Origin of the sequence: Luteimonas deserti, assembly GCF_013425765.1 — a bacterium.
GTDB lineage: Bacteria > Pseudomonadota > Gammaproteobacteria > Xanthomonadales > Xanthomonadaceae > Luteimonas > Luteimonas deserti.
Genome location: NZ_JACCJZ010000005.1, coordinates 43,824 through 60,137, shown reverse-complemented (window position 1 = coordinate 60,137; position 16,314 = coordinate 43,824). Strand labels below are relative to the sequence as shown.

The window sequence follows — 16,314 nt, the reverse complement described above, 5'->3', positions numbered from 1 at the left end:
GCATCTCCGGGCACTGTCCGGCACTGTGGGACGCCAGCCGTGAGCCGTCCGCGCCTGGCCCTGGTGCCCGGTGAGCCGGCCGGCGTGGGACCGGAGCTGTGCGTTCGCGCGGCCTGGCATCCGGTCGAGGCCGATCTGGTGGTCATCGGCGATCGCCCTACCCTGCAGCGTGCTGCGGATGCCATCGGCCGCACGCTGCGGTTCGCCGATGCCCAGGCCGGGCCGGTGCCGGTTGGAACGCTGCGCCTGCTGCATCGCCCGCATCCCCAGGCGACCCGCTTCGGCACGCCCGCGTCGGCCAATGCACGCAGCGTGGTCGACGCCCTGCTGGAGGCCGCTGCCGGCTGCCGCGCGGGCGGGTTCGACGGCATGGTCACCGGGCCGGTGCACAAGGCCGCGATCAATGACGGCGGCGTGCCCTACACCGGAACCACCGAACTGCTGGCCGAGGACGCGGGTTGCGACGTGGTGATGATGCTCGCCAACCCGACCCTGCGCGTGGCCCTGGCCACCACCCATCTGCCGTTGCGTGCGGTGCCGGATGCGGTCACCCCCGTGCTGCTGGACCGCGTGCTGCGGATCCTCGATACGGCCCTGCGCCGCGACTTCGGGCTCGCGGCGCCGCGGATCGCGGTGCTCGGGCTCAATCCGCATGCGGGCGAAGCCGGCCACCTCGGCCGCGAGGAGCTCGACACGATGGGCCCTGTACTTGAGCGTCTGCGTGCCGAGGGCCTGCAGCTGCTCGGGCCGCTGCCCGCCGACACCGCGTTCCTGCCGGCACGCTTGGCCGAGGCGGACGCCGTGCTCGCGATGTACCACGACCAGGGGCTGCCCGTGCTGAAGTTCAGCGGCTTCGAGTCGGCGGTGAACCTCACCCTCGGCCTGCCCTACCCGCGTGTGGCGGTCGATCACGGCACGGCGCTGGAGCTGGCCGGTCGCGGCCTCGCCGATCCGTCGAGCCTGTTCGCCGCGATCGACCAGTGCGCGGCGCTGGCCTGCCAACGGCGTGGCCTGCCGTGAGTACGCCGCCGCTGGAATGGAGCGAGTTCATGCGCGTGGACCTTCGGGTCGGCCGGGTCGTCGCGGCCGAGCCGTTCGCGGCCGCGCGCCGGCCGGCCCTCGTACTGCACGTGGACTTCGGGCCCGACATCGGACTGCGCAAGTCCAGCGCGCAGATCACCGGGCATTACACGCCCGAAGCGCTGATCGGCCGTCTGGTGGTGGGCGTGGTGAATTTTCCACCCAAACAGATCGGTCCACTGATGTCCGAATGCCTGATCACCGGTTTCCACGACGCAGACGGCGCGGTGCGCCTGTGCGTGCCCGATGGCGACGTCGCGCCTGGCACCCGGCTGCTGTGAGCCACCTTCCGACGCCGGGCCGACGATGAGCCGATACACCCCACATTCCGAAGCGTTCACGGGTCCTGCGAAGAAATCCCTGGGCCAGAACTTTCTGCACGAGCGCGGCGTCGTGGACCGCATCGTGCTTGCGATCGCTCCCCGTCCGGGCGACCGCATCGTCGAGATCGGGCCGGGCCAGGGCGCGATGACGTTCCCGCTGCTCGAGCGCCACGGGGCGTTGACCGCGATCGAGTTCGACCGCGATCTGCTCGCGCCGCTGGCGGCGCAGGCCAGTGCCTACGGGAATCTGACCCTGGTGCACGCCAATGTGCTCGATGTCGATCTCGGTGGGCTGGCCGTCGGTGCGCCGATCCGCTTGGTCGGCAATCTTCCCTACAACCTGTCCTCGCCGATCCTCTTCCATGCGCTCGCGCACGCGGCCTCGATCGTCGACATGCATTTCATGCTGCAGAAGGAAGTGGTCGAGCGCATGGCCGCCGGGCCCGGGAGCAAGGTCTACGGTCGCCTGAGCGTCATGCTGCAGGCCTACTGCGACGTCACCGCGCTCTTCACCGTCGGGCCGGGTGCGTTTCGGCCGCCGCCGAAGGTGGATTCGGCCGTCGTCCGCCTGCGCCCGCGGCCCACGGACACGATCATGATCGACGACCACGCGCGCTTCGCCGCCATCGTGCGCGCGGCATTCGGTCAACGGCGCAAGACCCTGCGCAACGCGCTCGGTGCGCTGATGGATGCAGGGGAGATCGCATCCGCCGGCGTGGATCCGCAGACGCGCGCCGAACAGCTGTCGGTCGCGGATTTCGTGCGCCTGGGCAATCTGTCGCCGGCAACGTAGTCGTAGCATTCATGCCATCCGGCTACACTGGCCGGGCAATGAACGAGACCGCCGACTACACACTGGAAATCCAGATCGCGACGCGTTTCCTCGACGAGGAATCCAGGCCCGACGACGATCGCTACGTCTTCGCCTACACGATCCGCATCCGCAACGTCGGCCGTCTGCCCGCGCAACTGGTCTCGCGCCATTGGATCATCACCGATGCCAACGGCCGCATCGAGGAGGTGCGTGGGGAAGGCGTCGTGGGCGAACAGCCGCGCCTCGAGCCTGGCGAAGCGTTCACCTACACCTCCGGCGCCGTGCTGGCGACGGCGGTCGGCACGATGGAAGGCCGCTACGACATGGTCGGCGACGACGGTGCGCATTTCGATGCGCCGATCCCGCCGTTCACCCTGTCCGTGCCGCGGACGCTGCACTAGTCCATGGCCGTCTGGGCGATCGGCGATCTGCAGGGCTGTTACGACCCCACGCGACGCCTGCTCGACGCGATCCGGTTCGACCCGGCGCAGGACCGCCTGTGGTTCTGCGGCGATCTGGTCAACCGCGGTGGCGAATCGATCGAGACCCTGCGCCTGGTGCATTCGCTGCGCGACAACGTGGTCAGCGTGCTCGGCAACCACGACCTCTCGCTGCTGGCGATCGCAGAGCGACGCGAAGAGGACCAGCGCAAGGTCAATGCCGACCTGCAGGGTGTGCTGTTCGCGCCGGATCGCGACGTGCTGCTGGACTGGCTGCGCCGGTGTCCGCTGCTGCATGTGGACCGCACGCTCGGCTGGATGATGCTCCACGCCGGCCTGGCGCCGCGGTGGACGACCGAACTGGCCGAGCGCCACGCCGGCGAGATCCAGCGCAAGCTGCGCAGCGACGGCTATCGCAAACTGCTTCGCAACATGTACGGCGACCGCCCGGCGTGGTCGCCCAACCTGGCGGGACCGGATCGCGATCGCGCGATCATCAACATCTTCACCCGCATGCGCTACTGCGCGCCGAAAGGCCGCATCGCCTTCGAGGAAAAGGGCCAGCCGGGCACGCAGCAACCCGGGCTCTATCCCTGGTACGAGGTGCCCGGTCGCGCCGAGCGCGACCTGAAGATCGTATGCGGCCACTGGTCGACGCTCGGCCTGTTCATCGGCCACGGCGTGCACGCGATCGATACCGGCGCGGTCTGGGGCGGCAAGCTCACCGCGCTGCAGCTCGATGCCGACACCCTGCGCATCGTGCAGGTGCCGGGGCGCGACGTCTCCGACCTGCCGCCGCGCAAGCCCGGCGCCTGAGCGGAGGGCGCAGCGGCGCCGTCGAGGCACACGCCGGATCGCTCGTCCCGCAGCCCCGGCCATCCCACGTCCACCCGTGCCACGCGGCGCGGCGCATGTGGCCACGCTGCCGGCCTCCGTCGGATCCAGGTCTGACGCGCGTCCCCGATCGGGGACGCCGCCGCGCGCAGCGCCTGTGCCGCACGCGTCTCGTCCGCCACCCGGCGCCTCTGGGCCGGGTCTCGACCGGTTCGCACCTCTCTAGACCACGGCTGCGCCGCATGGCGATCGGGTGGCGTGGCCGCTCCGTCGGAAGGGATCCAACCGGGCATGGCGCAGGGGATGCCATCCCTGCGCGACCGATGCGCATGTCCGGACGCCGGGGCAGCCGGTGCGGACGCTCAGCTGCGCCGATACTCGACGAAGTCGAAAGCGTGGACATGGCGCGCATCCGCCGCGTGGGTCCGTCGCCCGACCTCGCGCCACCGGGTGGAATCCCAGGCCGGGAAGAACGCATCGGCGCCCTCGACCTCGGCATCCACGTGGGTCAGCTGGAGGACGCCGGCCTGCGGCAGCGCCAGCGCGTAGATTTCGCCGCCGCCGATCACGCAGAGCTCGGGGGCCTTCTGCCCGGCGGCGATCGCGCAGGCCTCGTCCAACGTGGCCACTGGCTGCATGCCGGGGAAGGGCGCACGTCCGCTCCGGGTCAACACGAGATTGACGCGTCCGGGCAGCGGCCGACCGATGGCCTCGGCCGTACGCCGCCCCATCAACACCGGGCGGCCCATGGTGACTGCCTTGAAGTGGCGGAAGTCGTCCGGCAGATGCCAGGGCATCGCATTGCCGCGACCGATCGCGCGGTTGCGGTCCAGCGCGGCGACCAGCACCAGGGTCGGTGCGCTCCGCTCCTCGCCGTCGTTCACGCCCACGCCCTCACACCGCCACCGGTGCCTTGATCGCAGGCAGCGGCTCGTAGCCCTCGATCGCGATGTCCTCGTAGCGGAACGCGAACAGGTCGGAGACCTCGGGATTCAGGCGCAGCGTCGGCAGCGCCTGCGGCGTTCGCGCGAGCTGCGTGCGCGCCTGCTCGAAGTGGTTCGCATACAGATGCGCGTCGCCCAGCGTGTGCACGAAGTCGCCGACGCCGAGCCCGCACACCTGCGCGACCATATGCGTCAGCAGGGCATAACTGGCGATGTTGAACGGCACGCCGAGGAAGATGTCGCCGCTGCGCTGGTAGAGCTGGCAGCTGAGGCGCCCGTCCACGACGTAGAACTGGAACATGGTGTGGCAGGGCATCAGGGCCATTCGCGGCAGGTCGGCCACGTTCCAGGCCGAGACGATCAGGCGGCGCGAATCCGGATTGCGGCGGATCTCGTCGACCACCCAGCGGATCTGGTCGATCTCGCTGCCGTCGCTGCCGGTCCAGCGTCGCCACTGCTTGCCGTAGACCGGGCCGAGCTCACCATCGGCGTCCGCCCATTCGTCCCAGATCGTGACCTTGTGGTCGCGCAGATAGGCGACATTGGTCTCGCCCTTGAGGAACCACAACAGCTCGTGGACGATCGAGCGCAGGTGCAGCTTCTTCGTTGTCACCAGCGGGAAGCCCGCTGCCAGATCGAAGCGCATCTGCCAGCCGAACACGCTGCGCGTGCCGGTTCCGGTGCGATCGGACTTCTCGGCACCCTGCTCGAGCACGTGCCGCAACAGATCGAGGTACTGCTTCATCGCACTCTTCGTCGGACGCGGCGGGGCGGGCGCCCCCTCACTTCGTGGTGTCCGGGGCCGTGGGCGCCACCGGCTGCAGCACCGGCGCGTTGCGCGACTTCCACAGCAGGAACACGCCCAGCGCGATCAGCGGCAGCGACAGCACCTGGCCCATGGTCAACCAGCCGAAGGCCAGATAGCCGAGCTCGGCATCGGGGACGCGGACGAACTCGACGATGAAACGGAACACGCCGTAGAGCAGCGCGAACAGACCCGAGACCGCGTACCGCGGGCGCGGCTTGCGCGAGAACCACCACAGCACGGTGAACATCACCAAGCCCTCGAGAAAGGCCTGGTAGAGCTGCGAGGGATGGCGCGCGAACGGGTCCAGCGCGCCAGTCGCGAACTCGGCCTGCAGCCGTTCGGCCGACCAGCCTTGGAACGCGGGATCCGTCGGGAACACGACACCCCAGCCGGCCTGCGTGTACTTGCCCCACAGCTCGGCGCCGATGTAGTTGCCGATGCGGCCGAAGCCCAGACCCGGCGGCACCCAGGGCGCGACGAAATCCATGACGTCGAAGAAGTGGAGGCGGTGCTTGCGCGTCCACCAGGCGGCCGCGGCGAGCACGCCCAGCAGGCCGCCGTGGAAGCTCATGCCGCCGTCCCAGACCCGTACCAGCATCAGTGGATCGCGCAGCAGGTCGCCGAAGGCATAGAACAGCACGTAGCCGATCCGGCCGCCGAGGATCACGCCGAGGATGCCGTAGAACAGGAGGTCGCCGAAGGCCTCGGCGTCGACGCCCGGCAGGCGGCCGGCGCGGATCCGACGCCGACCCAGCAGCCAGGCCACGCCGAACGCCAGCAGGTACATCAGGCCGTACCAGTGGATCGAAGGCTGGAATGCGCCGATCTGCGGCAGGTGAACGGCGATCGGGTCGATCTGGTGGAGGATCGTCATCGGATCAGCGCGGAAGCGGATGGGTGGGTTCGTCGACCGGCGGCAGCGGCTCGCCGCGCACGCGCATCGCGTTGCGCTTGGCCCACAGGTTCAACAGTTCGACCGCCGCAGAGAAGCCCATCGAACCGTAGATATAGCCGCGCGGGATGTGGATACCGATGCCGTCGAGCATCAGATACACGCCGATCAGCACGATGAAGGCCAGTGCGAGCATCTTCACCGTGGGGTTGGCGTCGATGAACTTGCCCAGGGGCTGCGCCGCCAGCAGCATCACCGTTACCGCGATCAGGATCGCGGCCACCATCACGGGGATGTACTCGCCGGCCATGCCGACCGCGGCGATCACCGAGTCGAGCGAGAACACGATGTCGATGACCGCGATCTGCGCGATCACCGTTCCGAACGAGGCCACGGCCTTTCCGGTCGCGCCGTGAGCCTCGGGATCCTCGCCGCGGATCTGCTCGCGGATCTCCATCGCACCCTTCACCACCAGGAACAGGCCACCGAGGATGAGGATCAGGTCGCGCACCGAGATCCCGCGCCCCATCACCTCGAACAGCGGGTCGGTCAGCCGCGCCAGCCAGGCCAGCGTGAGCAGGAGCAGGATGCGGGTGATGCAGGCGACGGCGATGCCGAACTTGCGCGCGAACTCACGCTTCTCCACCGGAAGCTTGCTGACCGCGATGGAGATGAAGACCAGGTTGTCGATGCCCAGCACGATCTCGATCGCGCTCAGGGTGATCAGCAGAATCCAGACCTGGGGGTCGGTCAGCAACTCCATCATGGGACACGCATCCTCGAAATAAAGGGCGGCGGGGCGGGGGGAACCGCGCCGGTCACAGCACGCGCGGCAGCAGGATCAGACCCCACACCGCCAGCACGTTGATCATGGTGACGAACACCGCCGCCGAGCCCATGTCCTTGGCGCGACCGGCGAGTTCGTGATGTTCGGGGCCGTAGCGTTCGATCACCGCCTCGATCGCCGAGTTGAGGAGCTCCACCGCCAGGACCAGCAGGCAGCAGCCCAGCAGCAGCGCACGTTCGACCCCGGTCTCGCCCAGCCAGAGCGCGAGCGGCGCGAGGATCGCGAGCAGCACCACTTCGAGACGGAACGAGGATTCGTGCAGCCAAGCCGCGCGTAGCCCCTGGCAGGACCAGATCGTGGCCTTGAGCATCCGCGCCGGGCCGCGTGGCCAATGGCCCGTTTCGTCGGCCATCGTCAGCGTCCCGCACCATCGGCATGCACACGCCGGCGCTGCGCGCACGTGGCGGCGCATGAGGCGGACGACCTGCGAAGGCTGGGCGGCATGGAGGGCGGACGGAACGACGGACGGCCGGCGATTCTGCCACATCCCCGGCGACGGCCCTGCGGTTTGCATCCCGGCCGGCGTGCTGCTTGACTGTCCGCCCACCTGCCCCGGAGTCCACCGATGCGACGCTCCCCCGAGGCGACGCGCCCCGGCGTCTCCGCGCTGCTGCTGACGGCCCTGCTCGCCCTGACGGCGTGCGCCAGTCCAGGCGGGGCGACCGCGGCATGGGCGGAGGGCCTCGACCCCGTGTCCACGCCCGACTGGGCGCAGGACATGGCCCGGTTCGATGCCGAGGACGCGGCGCACCCGCCGCCGAGCGCTCCCGTGGTCTTCACCGGCAGTTCCTCGGTGCGCATGTGGGAGACGCTGGCTCGCGACTTTCCCGAGGTGCCGGTCCTCAATCGCGGCTTCGGCGGCTCCCAGGTTCGCGACGCGGTCTGGCACGCCGACAGCGTCGCGCTGCGCTACCGGCCGCGCCAGATCGTGCTCTACGCCGGCGACAACGACACCGCGGAAGGCCGGACACCGCGCCAGGTTCTCGACGACACGCGACGTTTCGTGGCCCGCGTGCACGCCGCACTGCCGGGCACGCCCGTGGTGCTGCTAGGAATCAAGCCGAGCCCATCCCGGGCCGGGCTGCTGCCGGTGCAACGGGAGACCAACCGGTTGCTGGCGGACTGGGCCGGCTCGCAGGCGCGGGTGCGCTACGTCGATGTCTTCAACCCGATGCTCGACGCCGATGGGCGGCCCCGTGAGGCGCTGTTCCTCGCCGATCGCCTGCACATGAACGCCGACGGATATGCCCTGTGGCGGGAACTCATCCGCCCGGTCCTGGTGCGTTGAATCCCGGGTTGTTCACCGGCGGCGAAGGTCGGCGCTGCCAGTCTCGGCCCGACCCTTGCCGGAGCAGCCCATGCACGCCGCTGCTGCGATCGCCCTGACCGTCCTCGCCACCGGAGCCGCCATGTCCCACGCCTTCGCCCAGTCCAGCGTCGCGCCGCAGCGACCGGGTGATCCCGGTTACGACACGCTGCTCGCAGTCGCGTCCGCGCCGTTGCACGAGGCCTTCGGTGAGCAGGTGCTGCTGGATGTCGAGCGCCTGGATCGCCTGGGGCGCTGGGCCTTCCTGCTCGGCACCATGCACGCGCCCGACGGCGGCCGGCCGGACCTCGCAGGATCCGTCTACGCCGAGCGGGCCGCGGCTGGTGGAATGTCGGATGTCTACGTCGCCCTGGTGCATACCGGCGCGCCGTCGCGCGAAGCGGAGACGGCCGACGCGGACCCCGAGCACGGCCCCGGCGCAAGCGGCGACGCCGGATCTGCAGCGCGTGGCGCGGACAGCCCGGAGCGCTGGCGCCTCGTCGATCACGCCATCGGACCCTCGGACGTCGCCTGGCTGGAATGGCCGCAGCAGCACGCCGCGCCGAGGCTCCTGTTCGGCTTCTGACGCGCCTCCGCCGGTCGGGGGCGCGCTCGATAGCTCGCAAACCCCACTGCCGTGATCAGCGCGGCGGGGTGATGATCTCGTAGTTCCCCGAGGCGCCACCCCAGCTGATGCGCTGCGACCCGTCCGCGTTCACGTTGTTCGAACCGATGAACTGGGGACGGCCGTTCTCGAACCCGGCGAACAGCACGACGTGCGATTGGCCGTTGCGCTGCATCAGCACCACGTCGCCCGGGCGCGCGTCCTGCAGCGACACGGTGCTCCAGCCATCGCCCTTGAGATTGCGTGCGAGCTGGTCCACCGATGCGCTGGCCTGTCCTGGCTCGATCAGCCCGGCCTGGCGCAGGCACGCAGACACGAAGTTCGCGCAATTGACGTTGTTCGGAACCCACGACTCCATCGGCAGTTCGCCGCTGTGCTTCAGCTCGCCGGCATTGCGCCCGAGGAACTGCTCGGCGATCGCGGCCGCATGGGTACCCCCTACACGCTGGCTGCTGTCGATGCCTGCGACAGCCGGAGGACCGGCGTCGCCACGACCGGGCACGACCAGGGTGTCGCCGGCATAGATGAGGTCGGGATTGCGGATCTGGGCGTTCGCCGCGACGAGTGCGTCGACACTGGTGCCGTAACGCGCGGCGAGTCCGCTCAGCGTGTCGCCCCAGGCGATGTTGTGCACTGCATTGCCGATGGCTGTCATGGTCTGTTCCGCTGTATCCGATGCGCTCCGACGGGTGCGCCAAGTGGTCACTATCCGGCCTTGCGGATCGGTGCTCAATCTGGGAGCGACCCTAGATGGCCGGCATCACGCATTCAGCCCACCTGCGTCAGGCGCAGTCATGCGGGCTCGTGAGCGCGGACGTGTGTTGCAGGGCAGCAGTTCCTGCGCATGCGCCGCGTACGTGGTTGCTCCTGAAACGATTACAGCGACATTACTGTGTGCGCCCGCACATGCGCCCTGTGCATTCACGGTCAATCGCGCCGATCGGCTTGACAGGACGGCGTGCGACTCACAGCGTCGGGTCACGGGAACTGCATGGCAGCTGAAGGCCACGCAGCAGGAACAGGGACCCCAGCGCAGCGGATTCTCCGCTTGCGTCGCCACCGACCACTCAAGGACATCCCGATGACCCAGAAGCGCCTGCTCGCCCTCGCCCTCGCCGCCGCCCTGGCTTCGCCCGCCTTCGCCGCGGAACTGAAGAAGGCCGAGAACCCCATCCCCGGGCAGTACATCGTCGTGTTCAACAGCGATGCCATCCGCGAACGCGTGGACGTCGGCATGCCCTCGGACCGGCTCGACAAGACGGCAGCCGCCGCCCCCGACCTGCTGATCGCCGCCGAGGTCGAACGCACGGTCGTCGACGTCGCCGCCCGCTACGATCTCGAGGTGAGCCAGCTCTACACCCATGCCCTGCACGGCATGGTGGTCCAGGCCGACGCACGCAAGCTCGCCCGCCTGCTCAACGACCCGCGCGTCGAGTTCATCGAGGAGGACGGTTACGTCGAGCTGTCGGCGACGCAGACCGGCGCCACCTGGGGCCTGGACCGGGTGGACCAGCGCGACCGTCCCTTGAACGGCACGTACATCTACGACCCGCTGGCCGCCAACGTGCGCGCCTACATCATCGACAGCGGCATCCGCACCGGTCATACCCAGTTCGGCAGCCGGCTGCTGTCGGGCTACTCGGCGATCAACGACGGCCGTGGCACGAACGACTGCAACGGGCATGGAACGCACGTCGCCGGCACCGTGGGCGGGACCACCTGGGGCGTCGCCAAGCAGGTGCGACTGGTGCCCGTGCGCGTGTTCGGCTGCAGTGGCGGCAGCGCCAATTCCACCATCATCGCGGGTATCGACTGGGTCCGCGCGAACCGCGTCCTGCCGGCGGTGGCGAACATGAGCCTCGGCGGCGGCGCCTCGGCGGCCACCGACAACGCCACCAACAACCTGATCAACAGCGGCGTGACCGTCGTGGTGGCGGCCGGCAACAGCAATGCGAACGCCTGCAACTACTCGCCGGCGCGCGTGGCCAACGCGGTGACCGTAGGCTCGACCACCTCGACCGACGCGCGGTCGTCGTTCTCCAACTTCGGCAGCTGCGTCAACATCTTCGCGCCGGGCTCGTCGATCACCTCGGCCTGGTCCACCAGCACGTCGGCCTCGAACACCATCAGCGGTACCTCGATGGCCTCGCCTCACGTGGCCGGCGCCGCGGCGCTGTACCTGACCAACAATCCGTCGGCCTCGCCGGCGACGGTGCGCAACTGGCTCTATTCCAACGCCACCACCGACCGGCTGAGCGGTATCGGCACCGGGTCGCCGAACCGGCTGCTCTACACCCGCTGAGCCGCGCGCGGGCAGGCGACACGAAGGGCGCCCTCGGGCGCCCTTTCTTCATGCCGCGCCCCCGGGCGCCCTGCTTTCAGCCCGGGGCCGTTCTTCCGGACCGAACGCCCTCGGCGCGCGTCTCGTACAGGCCCGGCGCCGGCCGGCGCGCTCGCAGGTCGACGACGCGATGTCGCTACTGCTGGCGCAGCGCGTCAATCGGATCGAGCTGGGAGGCCTTCCGCGCAGGGTAGTACCCGAAGAACAGACCCGTGGCCACCGAAAACCCGGCCGCGACGAGCACGATCTGGGTATTGAGCACCGTGGGCAGGTCGCTGAAACGGCCGACCAGCAGCGAGCCCCCGACACCGATCGCGATGCCCAGCACGCCGCCCCCGAGCGAAAGCAGCATCGCCTCGGCGAGAAACTGCCGACGCACGTCGACCGGACCCGCGCCCACCGCCATGCGCAGGCCGATCTCGCGGATGCGCTCGGTCACCGACACCAGCATGATGTTCATGATGCCGATGCCACCGACGATCAGCGAGATCGTGGCGACCGCGCCGAGCAGCAAGGACATCAGCCGCGTGGTCGCGGTGCGCGTGGCGACGATCTCGGAGATGTTACGCACGCTGAAATCGTCCTCCGCTCCCGGCGCGATGCGGTGACGCTGGCGCAACAAGGCTTCGACCTCGCCCTGCACGTAGCCGAGGTCGTCGGCGTTGGCGACCGTCAACGCGATCTGCATCACTGCGCTCGGCGGCAGTCCCATCGCCCCGAGCAGCCGGCGCCGGCCCGTTTCCAGCGGGACCATCATCACGTCGTCCTGGTCCTGCCCGAAGCCGCCCTGTCCCTTGGCTGCCAGCGTGCCGACCACCGTGAACGGCGTGCGCCCGATGCGCACGGTCTGGCCGACCCCGCTGTCGTCGCCGAACAGCTCGCGGCGAACGGTGTCGCCGAGGATCACCACCTTGCCCGCGCCGCTGTAGTCCTGCGGCTCGAACATCGCACCGTCGGCCAGCGTCCAGCCGTTGATCTCGAAGAAGTCCGGTTGCACGCCCTGCCAGCTGCTGGCCCAGTTGCGCTCGGCGAACACCACCTGGCTGTTGCCGCGCAGCTGCCCCGCGACCAGTTGCACCTCCGGGATCTCGGCGCGGATGGCCTCCGCGTCGCCCTCGGTGAGTGTGAAGAAGCTGCTTCCTGCCTGCCGCGCGCCACCGGTCATGCGGCGCGAACCCGGAGAGATGTCCAGGCGCTGCGAGCCCAGTCCCGAGACCATGCGATCGATCTCCGCCTGCGTGCCCTGCCCCACCGACACCATCACGATCACCGCGGCGATGCCGATGATGACCCCGAGCGACGTCAGCATGCTGCGCATCCAGTTGCCTCGCAGCGCGAAGACCGCGGTCCGCAGCACATCCGAGAATTTCATCCGGCACCTCCGTCTTCGGGCCGCGCGTCGACAGCCGCGGGCACGTCCTCGTGCAGCTCGCCATCGCGCATGACGAAGGTGCGGTCCGCGTGCGCCGCAACCTCGGGATCGTGGGTGATCAGCACCACCGTATGGCCGTCGTCGCGCAGGCGCTTGAACAGGGCGAGGATCTCCTCGCCGGTCCGGGTGTCCAGCGCGCCGGTGGGCTCGTCGGCGAGCAGCACCGGCGGGCGGTTGATCAGCGCGCGCGCGATCGCGACCCGCTGCTGCTGGCCGCCCGACAGTTCGCTGGGGCGATGCGTGCCGCGATTGCCCAGGCCCACCGCCTCCAGGGCCGCGCGGGCCCGTTCGTGGCGTTCCTCGTTGGGCACGCGCGCATATCCGAGCGGCATGGCCACGTTCTCGATCGCCGTCATCCGCGGCAGGAGGTTGAAGCCCTGGAAGACGAAACCGATCTTGTCGCGGCGCAGCTCGGCGAGCTGTTCGCGGTCGAGCGTGGCCACGTCGACGCCGTCGCAGTGGTAGCTGCCGGCGGTGGGCGTGTCGAGGCAGCCGATGAGGTTCATCAGCGTGGATTTGCCGGAGCCGGACGGCCCCATGATCGCCACGAACTCGCCGTGACGGATCACCAAGTCCACCTGGTCGAGGGCCACCACTTCGGCCTCGGTGCCGGCCGAATACACCTTGGCCAGCCCCCGGGTCTCGATCACCGGCGGCCGCGCGCCGACGGCCATGTTCATCGCGCGGCCGCGCGTTCGCCGGTGACGATCAGATCGCCCTCGGCGAGGTTGCCGGCCACCTCGGTGCTGCTGCCGTCACTGGCGCCCAGCCGCACCGGCACCGCCTCGCGTCGGCCGTCCACAAGCCGGTAGACCGTGACCCGGGTGGCCCCGACGGTGCTCGCCAGCGTGCGCGACCAGGCGGCGCGCTGGGCCGGGTCGAGCGTCGAGACGAAACCGGCGAAGGTCTGCTGGAACCGCTCGATCATGCGCTGGCGGATCTGCGCCTGCACCGCCGGATCACTGCGCCCCGGCCCGCCCATGCCGGCACCCGCGGGTGGCCCTCCGCTGCCCTGGCGCTGTCCGCCGGTGCCCTGACGCTGGCCGCCCGCCGGACGGGGGCCCTGCTGGCGCGTACGCATCGTCGCCAGCGCTTCGTCGAACGCCGTCTGCTGGGCCGGCGTGAGGTCCAGCGACGCGGCAGCGGCGGCGAGGTCGTCGGCAAGCCCGCCGCCACGCGGCGCACCCTCGCCTGCCGTTCCCGCGGTCGCGATCTGGTCCGCGTCCGCAGGCCGGTAGCGCAAGGCCGCGTTGGCGAGCTTGAGCACGTTCCCGCGATTGCTGACCTCGATCTCCGCGTTGACCGTGAGGCCTGGCAGCAAGGTGCCGTCGCTGTTGTCGACCGCGACGACCACCGGATAGGTGACCACATTGTTGGTGGTCGTCGCGGCCAGCCGCACCTGCTCCACCGTGCCCTGGAACCGCCGTTCGTTGAATGCATCGGCGGTGAAGGTGACCGGCTGTCCCTGGCGGACCTGGCCGATGTCGGCCTCGTCCACCGCCAGCTCGATCCGCATCTTGCTGAGGTCCTCGGCGATCGTGAACAGCTCGGGCGCCTGCAGGCTCGCGGCGACGGTCTGCCCCGGCTCGATCGACCGGGTGAGGATGGTGCCGTCGACCGGCGAGCGGATCACGGTGCGCTCGAGATTGATGCGAGAGGTCTGCGTGGACGCCGTCTGCTGGGTGATCTGCGCCTGCGCCGAGGCCGCCTGGGCCCGCGCCTGGTCGAGCGACGCACGGGCCAGGTCGACGTCGCTGCGCGCCACCAGCTGACGCTCCAGCAGTTCGGACTTGCGCCGGTAGTCGAGCTCGGCATTTCGCAGCGAAGCCTGCGCCTGGGCCAGCGAGGCACGCGCTCCGCTGACCTGGGCCGACCCCTGCTCGATCTGCGCCTGGTAGGTCGCCGGGTCGATCCGGGCGAGGACCTGGCCCTGCTCGACGGTGTCGTTGAAGTCGACCAGCACCTCGGTGATCAGGCCGGAGATCTGGCTGCCCACGGTCACCGTGGACGTCGCACTCAGGGTGCCGGTGGCCGAGATCACCACGCGGATGTCGCCGCGCTCCACCGGCGTCGTGCGCCACGCGTCTTCGCCGCCGGTGCCGGCGCGCTGGGTCCAGAACCACGCCCCGGTGGCCACCAGTGCGACCACGACGATGACGGGAACGAGGCGCGGCAGGCCGCGGCGGCGGGGCGTGGGACGGGTCGACATGGAGGACGGAGTCTCGGTGGGCAACACCTCAGGCTAACGCACGGGTCGCGACGCAGTTGACCGCGTGCCGCCGCCGCGTTCATCGGCGCGGCAGTGATTCAGACCAGGTGTTCGGCCAGCACGATGGTGACCGTGGTGCCTTCGCCCGGCGTACTCTCCAGCGCCACCGGCCACCCGAAGCGCGTACCGAGCCTGCGCACGATCGACAGGCCGATGCCCTTGCCGGTCTGGCTGAAGGGATCGGCACGATAGAACGGGTCGTAGACCCGCTGAAGGACCTCGGACGACATGCCGATGCCGGTGTCGCGAACGATGATCCGGTCGCGCTCGATGACCACTTCGACGCTGCCGCGTTCGGTGAACGCCCAGGCGTTGCGCAGCAGATGGCCGAGCATGACCCCGAGCACGCGCGGCGGCGCTTCGAGGCGCGGCCTGGCACGTGCGTCGACCCGTACGTCGAGATGCTTGCTCTCGAACATCGGGCGCATCTTGTCGATTTCGTCCTCGACGATCTCCTGCACGTCGAAGATCTCGCTCTGCGGCATCACGCCGCGCTCGCGGGCCAGCACCAGCAGCGCATCGATCACCGCCTCCATGTCCTCGCTGGCCCGGCGGATCCGCGCGAGCGGACGCTGCTGGTGCGCAGGCGTCGCGGGATCGGAGGCGATCATGTCGCTGGCGACACGGATCACGGTAAGCGGCGTCCGCAACTCGTGACTCGCATCGCGGGTGAATTCGCGCTCGCGGCGGATGAAGGCCGCCACGCGCACGCCGAGCCCATGCAACGCGGTGGACAACGCCTGCGCCTCGCGTCCGACACCCTCGCGCGGTTCCAGCGGTACCGGCACGTCGTCGTCGTCGCCGGACGGCACCCAGCGACCGACCTCGTCGGCGAGATGATGGATCGGCAGCACCATGCGCTTGGACGTGCGGTAGGTGAGCCAGGAGACGACGAAGATGGTCGCGACCGTCAGCAGCGCCAGACCACCGGCGGCCAGCGCCAGCAGCCGGTCGAACAGGGACATCGAGGCGGCCAGGTACAAGGTGCCCGTCTCGCGGCGCTCCACCAGCAGCACGCCTTCGGTGTCGCGGCGTTTGGAGAAACCTTCGGGCGCGCCCTTGAACCAGATCAGGTTGGCGACCGCGCGGTCGCCGACCAGGATGCTGTCGTAAGGGCCGCCATCGGCGGGCACGAAGTAACCCTGGATGTTGACCCCGTATGGCGGCGGATACGCGGCATTGGTGTCGCGTGCCAGCCAGTAGGCCTCGGCCTCCGCGCGCAGCCACTGGCGTGCGACCACCTCGCGCCCGACCAGCGCGGCCGTCATCACGCACAGGATCAGCGTGATGCCGGCCACCACGGCCTGCAGCGTGAATGCGTCGCGGATGCGGTTGGGTAATCCCTGCGGCATCGAACTG

17 protein-coding genes and 1 pseudogene are annotated in these 16,314 nt (G+C 69.7%); 8 read left to right on the top strand and 10 right to left on the bottom strand.

Going from position 1 to position 16,314, the window contains the following annotated elements; genetic code table 11:
• The first annotated feature begins 39 nt into the window (after positions 1 to 39).
• From pdxA to H0E82_RS02465, 5 genes and pseudogenes are all read left to right on the top strand, one after another.
• A complete protein-coding gene (gene pdxA / locus H0E82_RS02485) occupies positions 40 to 1,020 on the top strand; it encodes a 4-hydroxythreonine-4-phosphate dehydrogenase PdxA (protein ID WP_180543400.1) in 981 nt (326 codons plus the stop codon).
• The gene (locus H0E82_RS02480) at positions 1,017 to 1,361 is read left to right on the top strand and encodes a tRNA-binding protein (protein ID WP_328796940.1); all 345 of its coding nucleotides are present in this window, start codon (positions 1,017 to 1,019) and stop codon (positions 1,359 to 1,361) included. Before pdxA ends, H0E82_RS02480 begins: the two co-directional genes overlap by 4 nt.
• Positions 1,362 to 1,386: 25 nt before the next feature.
• Positions 1,387 to 2,196, top strand: coding sequence for a 16S rRNA (adenine(1518)-N(6)/adenine(1519)-N(6))-dimethyltransferase RsmA (gene rsmA / locus H0E82_RS02475; protein ID WP_180543399.1), 810 nt, complete (start codon positions 1,387 to 1,389; stop codon positions 2,194 to 2,196).
• Positions 2,197 to 2,234: 38 nt separating this feature from the next.
• On the top strand, positions 2,235 to 2,618 hold the full coding sequence (gene apaG, locus H0E82_RS02470; protein ID WP_180543398.1) for a Co2+/Mg2+ efflux protein ApaG: 384 nt from the start codon (positions 2,235 to 2,237) through the stop codon (positions 2,616 to 2,618).
• A gap of 3 nt (positions 2,619 to 2,621) precedes the next feature.
• Positions 2,622 to 3,717, top strand: a pseudogene (locus tag H0E82_RS02465) (symmetrical bis(5'-nucleosyl)-tetraphosphatase).
• Between the two features lie 136 nt (positions 3,718 to 3,853).
• Here H0E82_RS02465 and H0E82_RS02460 read toward each other — a convergent pair.
• Genes H0E82_RS02460 through H0E82_RS02440 form a run of 5 tightly spaced genes read right to left on the bottom strand, consistent with a single transcriptional unit; the run spans position 3,854 to position 7,334 of the window.
• Positions 3,854 to 4,381: a dihydrofolate reductase gene (locus H0E82_RS02460; protein WP_425600305.1), complete on the bottom strand. Its 528-nt coding sequence runs from the start codon at positions 4,379 to 4,381 to the stop codon at positions 3,854 to 3,856.
• 4 nt (positions 4,382 to 4,385) lie between these two features.
• Positions 4,386 to 5,180 (bottom strand): thymidylate synthase, encoded by a 795-nt coding sequence (locus tag H0E82_RS02455; RefSeq protein WP_180543396.1) that lies wholly within the window; start codon positions 5,178 to 5,180, stop codon positions 4,386 to 4,388.
• A gap of 37 nt (positions 5,181 to 5,217) precedes the next feature.
• Positions 5,218 to 6,117 carry a prolipoprotein diacylglyceryl transferase gene (lgt, locus tag H0E82_RS02450; protein ID WP_180543395.1) on the bottom strand — a complete coding sequence of 300 codons (900 nt, stop codon included), beginning with the start codon at positions 6,115 to 6,117 and terminating at the stop codon, positions 5,218 to 5,220.
• A gap of 4 nt (positions 6,118 to 6,121) precedes the next feature.
• Positions 6,122 to 6,901: a TerC family protein gene (locus H0E82_RS02445; protein ID WP_180543394.1), complete on the bottom strand. Its 780-nt coding sequence runs from the start codon at positions 6,899 to 6,901 to the stop codon at positions 6,122 to 6,124.
• 52 nt (positions 6,902 to 6,953) lie between these two features.
• Positions 6,954 to 7,334, bottom strand: a complete 381-nt coding sequence (locus H0E82_RS02440; RefSeq protein ID WP_180543393.1) for a diacylglycerol kinase — start codon at positions 7,332 to 7,334, stop codon at positions 6,954 to 6,956.
• Between the two features lie 213 nt (positions 7,335 to 7,547).
• On the opposite strand from H0E82_RS02440, the gene H0E82_RS02435 reads away from it, so the two are divergent.
• Both H0E82_RS02435 and H0E82_RS02430 read left to right on the top strand, forming a co-directional pair.
• Complete coding sequence (locus H0E82_RS02435; RefSeq protein ID WP_180543392.1) at positions 7,548 to 8,270, top strand: SGNH/GDSL hydrolase family protein; 723 nt, start codon at positions 7,548 to 7,550, stop codon at positions 8,268 to 8,270.
• Between the two features lie 70 nt (positions 8,271 to 8,340).
• Complete coding sequence (locus H0E82_RS02430; protein WP_219338375.1) at positions 8,341 to 8,874, top strand: hypothetical protein; 534 nt, start codon at positions 8,341 to 8,343, stop codon at positions 8,872 to 8,874.
• 55 nt (positions 8,875 to 8,929) lie between these two features.
• On the opposite strand, the gene H0E82_RS02425 is transcribed toward H0E82_RS02430, so the two are convergent.
• Complete coding sequence (locus H0E82_RS02425) at positions 8,930 to 9,568, bottom strand: C40 family peptidase (RefSeq protein ID WP_180543391.1); 639 nt, start codon at positions 9,566 to 9,568, stop codon at positions 8,930 to 8,932.
• Positions 9,569 to 9,994: 426 nt separating this feature from the next.
• Here H0E82_RS02425 and H0E82_RS02420 point away from each other — a divergent pair, with 426 nt between their 5' ends.
• Complete coding sequence (locus tag H0E82_RS02420) at positions 9,995 to 11,215, top strand: S8 family peptidase (RefSeq protein WP_180543390.1); 1,221 nt, start codon at positions 9,995 to 9,997, stop codon at positions 11,213 to 11,215.
• Positions 11,216 to 11,390: 175 nt separating this feature from the next.
• On the opposite strand, the gene H0E82_RS02415 is transcribed toward H0E82_RS02420, so the two are convergent.
• The 4 genes from H0E82_RS02415 to H0E82_RS02400 form a co-directional block, all read right to left on the bottom strand.
• Entirely contained in the window at positions 11,391 to 12,626 is a 1,236-nt protein-coding gene (locus H0E82_RS02415) for an ABC transporter permease (RefSeq protein ID WP_180543389.1), read from the bottom strand.
• A complete protein-coding gene (locus H0E82_RS02410; protein ID WP_219338374.1) occupies positions 12,623 to 13,366 on the bottom strand; it encodes an ABC transporter ATP-binding protein in 744 nt (247 codons plus the stop codon). Before H0E82_RS02410 ends, H0E82_RS02415 begins: the two co-directional genes overlap by 4 nt.
• Positions 13,363 to 14,895: an efflux RND transporter periplasmic adaptor subunit gene (locus H0E82_RS02405; RefSeq protein ID WP_180543388.1), complete on the bottom strand. Its 1,533-nt coding sequence runs from the start codon at positions 14,893 to 14,895 to the stop codon at positions 13,363 to 13,365. Before H0E82_RS02405 ends, H0E82_RS02410 begins: the two co-directional genes overlap by 4 nt.
• A gap of 98 nt (positions 14,896 to 14,993) precedes the next feature.
• Positions 14,994 to 16,307, bottom strand: a complete 1,314-nt coding sequence (locus tag H0E82_RS02400) for a sensor histidine kinase (protein ID WP_180543387.1) — start codon at positions 16,305 to 16,307, stop codon at positions 14,994 to 14,996.
• Positions 16,308 to 16,314 lie beyond the last annotated feature (7 nt).

Bases quoted from the DNA above. Each gene is read 5' to 3' on its own strand.
- H0E82_RS02400 (WP_180543387.1), bottom strand. From the start codon at position 16,307: ATGCCGCAGGGATTACCCAACCGCATCCGCGACGCATTCACGCTGCAG.
- H0E82_RS02410 (WP_219338374.1), bottom strand. From the start codon at position 13,366: ATGAACATGGCCGTCGGCGCGCGGCCGCCGGTGATCGAGACCCGGGGG.
- lgt (WP_180543395.1), bottom strand. From the start codon at position 6,117: ATGACGATCCTCCACCAGATCGACCCGATCGCCGTTCACCTGCCGCAG.
- apaG (WP_180543398.1), top strand. From the start codon at position 2,235: ATGAACGAGACCGCCGACTACACACTGGAAATCCAGATCGCGACGCGT.
- H0E82_RS02405 (WP_180543388.1), bottom strand. From the start codon at position 14,895: ATGTCGACCCGTCCCACGCCCCGCCGCCGCGGCCTGCCGCGCCTCGTT.
- H0E82_RS02430 (WP_219338375.1), top strand. From the start codon at position 8,341: ATGCACGCCGCTGCTGCGATCGCCCTGACCGTCCTCGCCACCGGAGCC.
- H0E82_RS02445 (WP_180543394.1), bottom strand. From the start codon at position 6,901: ATGATGGAGTTGCTGACCGACCCCCAGGTCTGGATTCTGCTGATCACC.
- H0E82_RS02440 (WP_180543393.1), bottom strand. From the start codon at position 7,334: ATGGCCGACGAAACGGGCCATTGGCCACGCGGCCCGGCGCGGATGCTC.
- H0E82_RS02455 (WP_180543396.1), bottom strand. From the start codon at position 5,180: ATGAAGCAGTACCTCGATCTGTTGCGGCACGTGCTCGAGCAGGGTGCC.
- rsmA (WP_180543399.1), top strand. From the start codon at position 1,387: ATGAGCCGATACACCCCACATTCCGAAGCGTTCACGGGTCCTGCGAAG.
- H0E82_RS02425 (WP_180543391.1), bottom strand. From the start codon at position 9,568: ATGACAGCCATCGGCAATGCAGTGCACAACATCGCCTGGGGCGACACG.
- H0E82_RS02415 (WP_180543389.1), bottom strand. From the start codon at position 12,626: ATGAAATTCTCGGATGTGCTGCGGACCGCGGTCTTCGCGCTGCGAGGC.
- H0E82_RS02435 (WP_180543392.1), top strand. From the start codon at position 7,548: ATGCGACGCTCCCCCGAGGCGACGCGCCCCGGCGTCTCCGCGCTGCTG.
- H0E82_RS02420 (WP_180543390.1), top strand. From the start codon at position 9,995: ATGACCCAGAAGCGCCTGCTCGCCCTCGCCCTCGCCGCCGCCCTGGCT.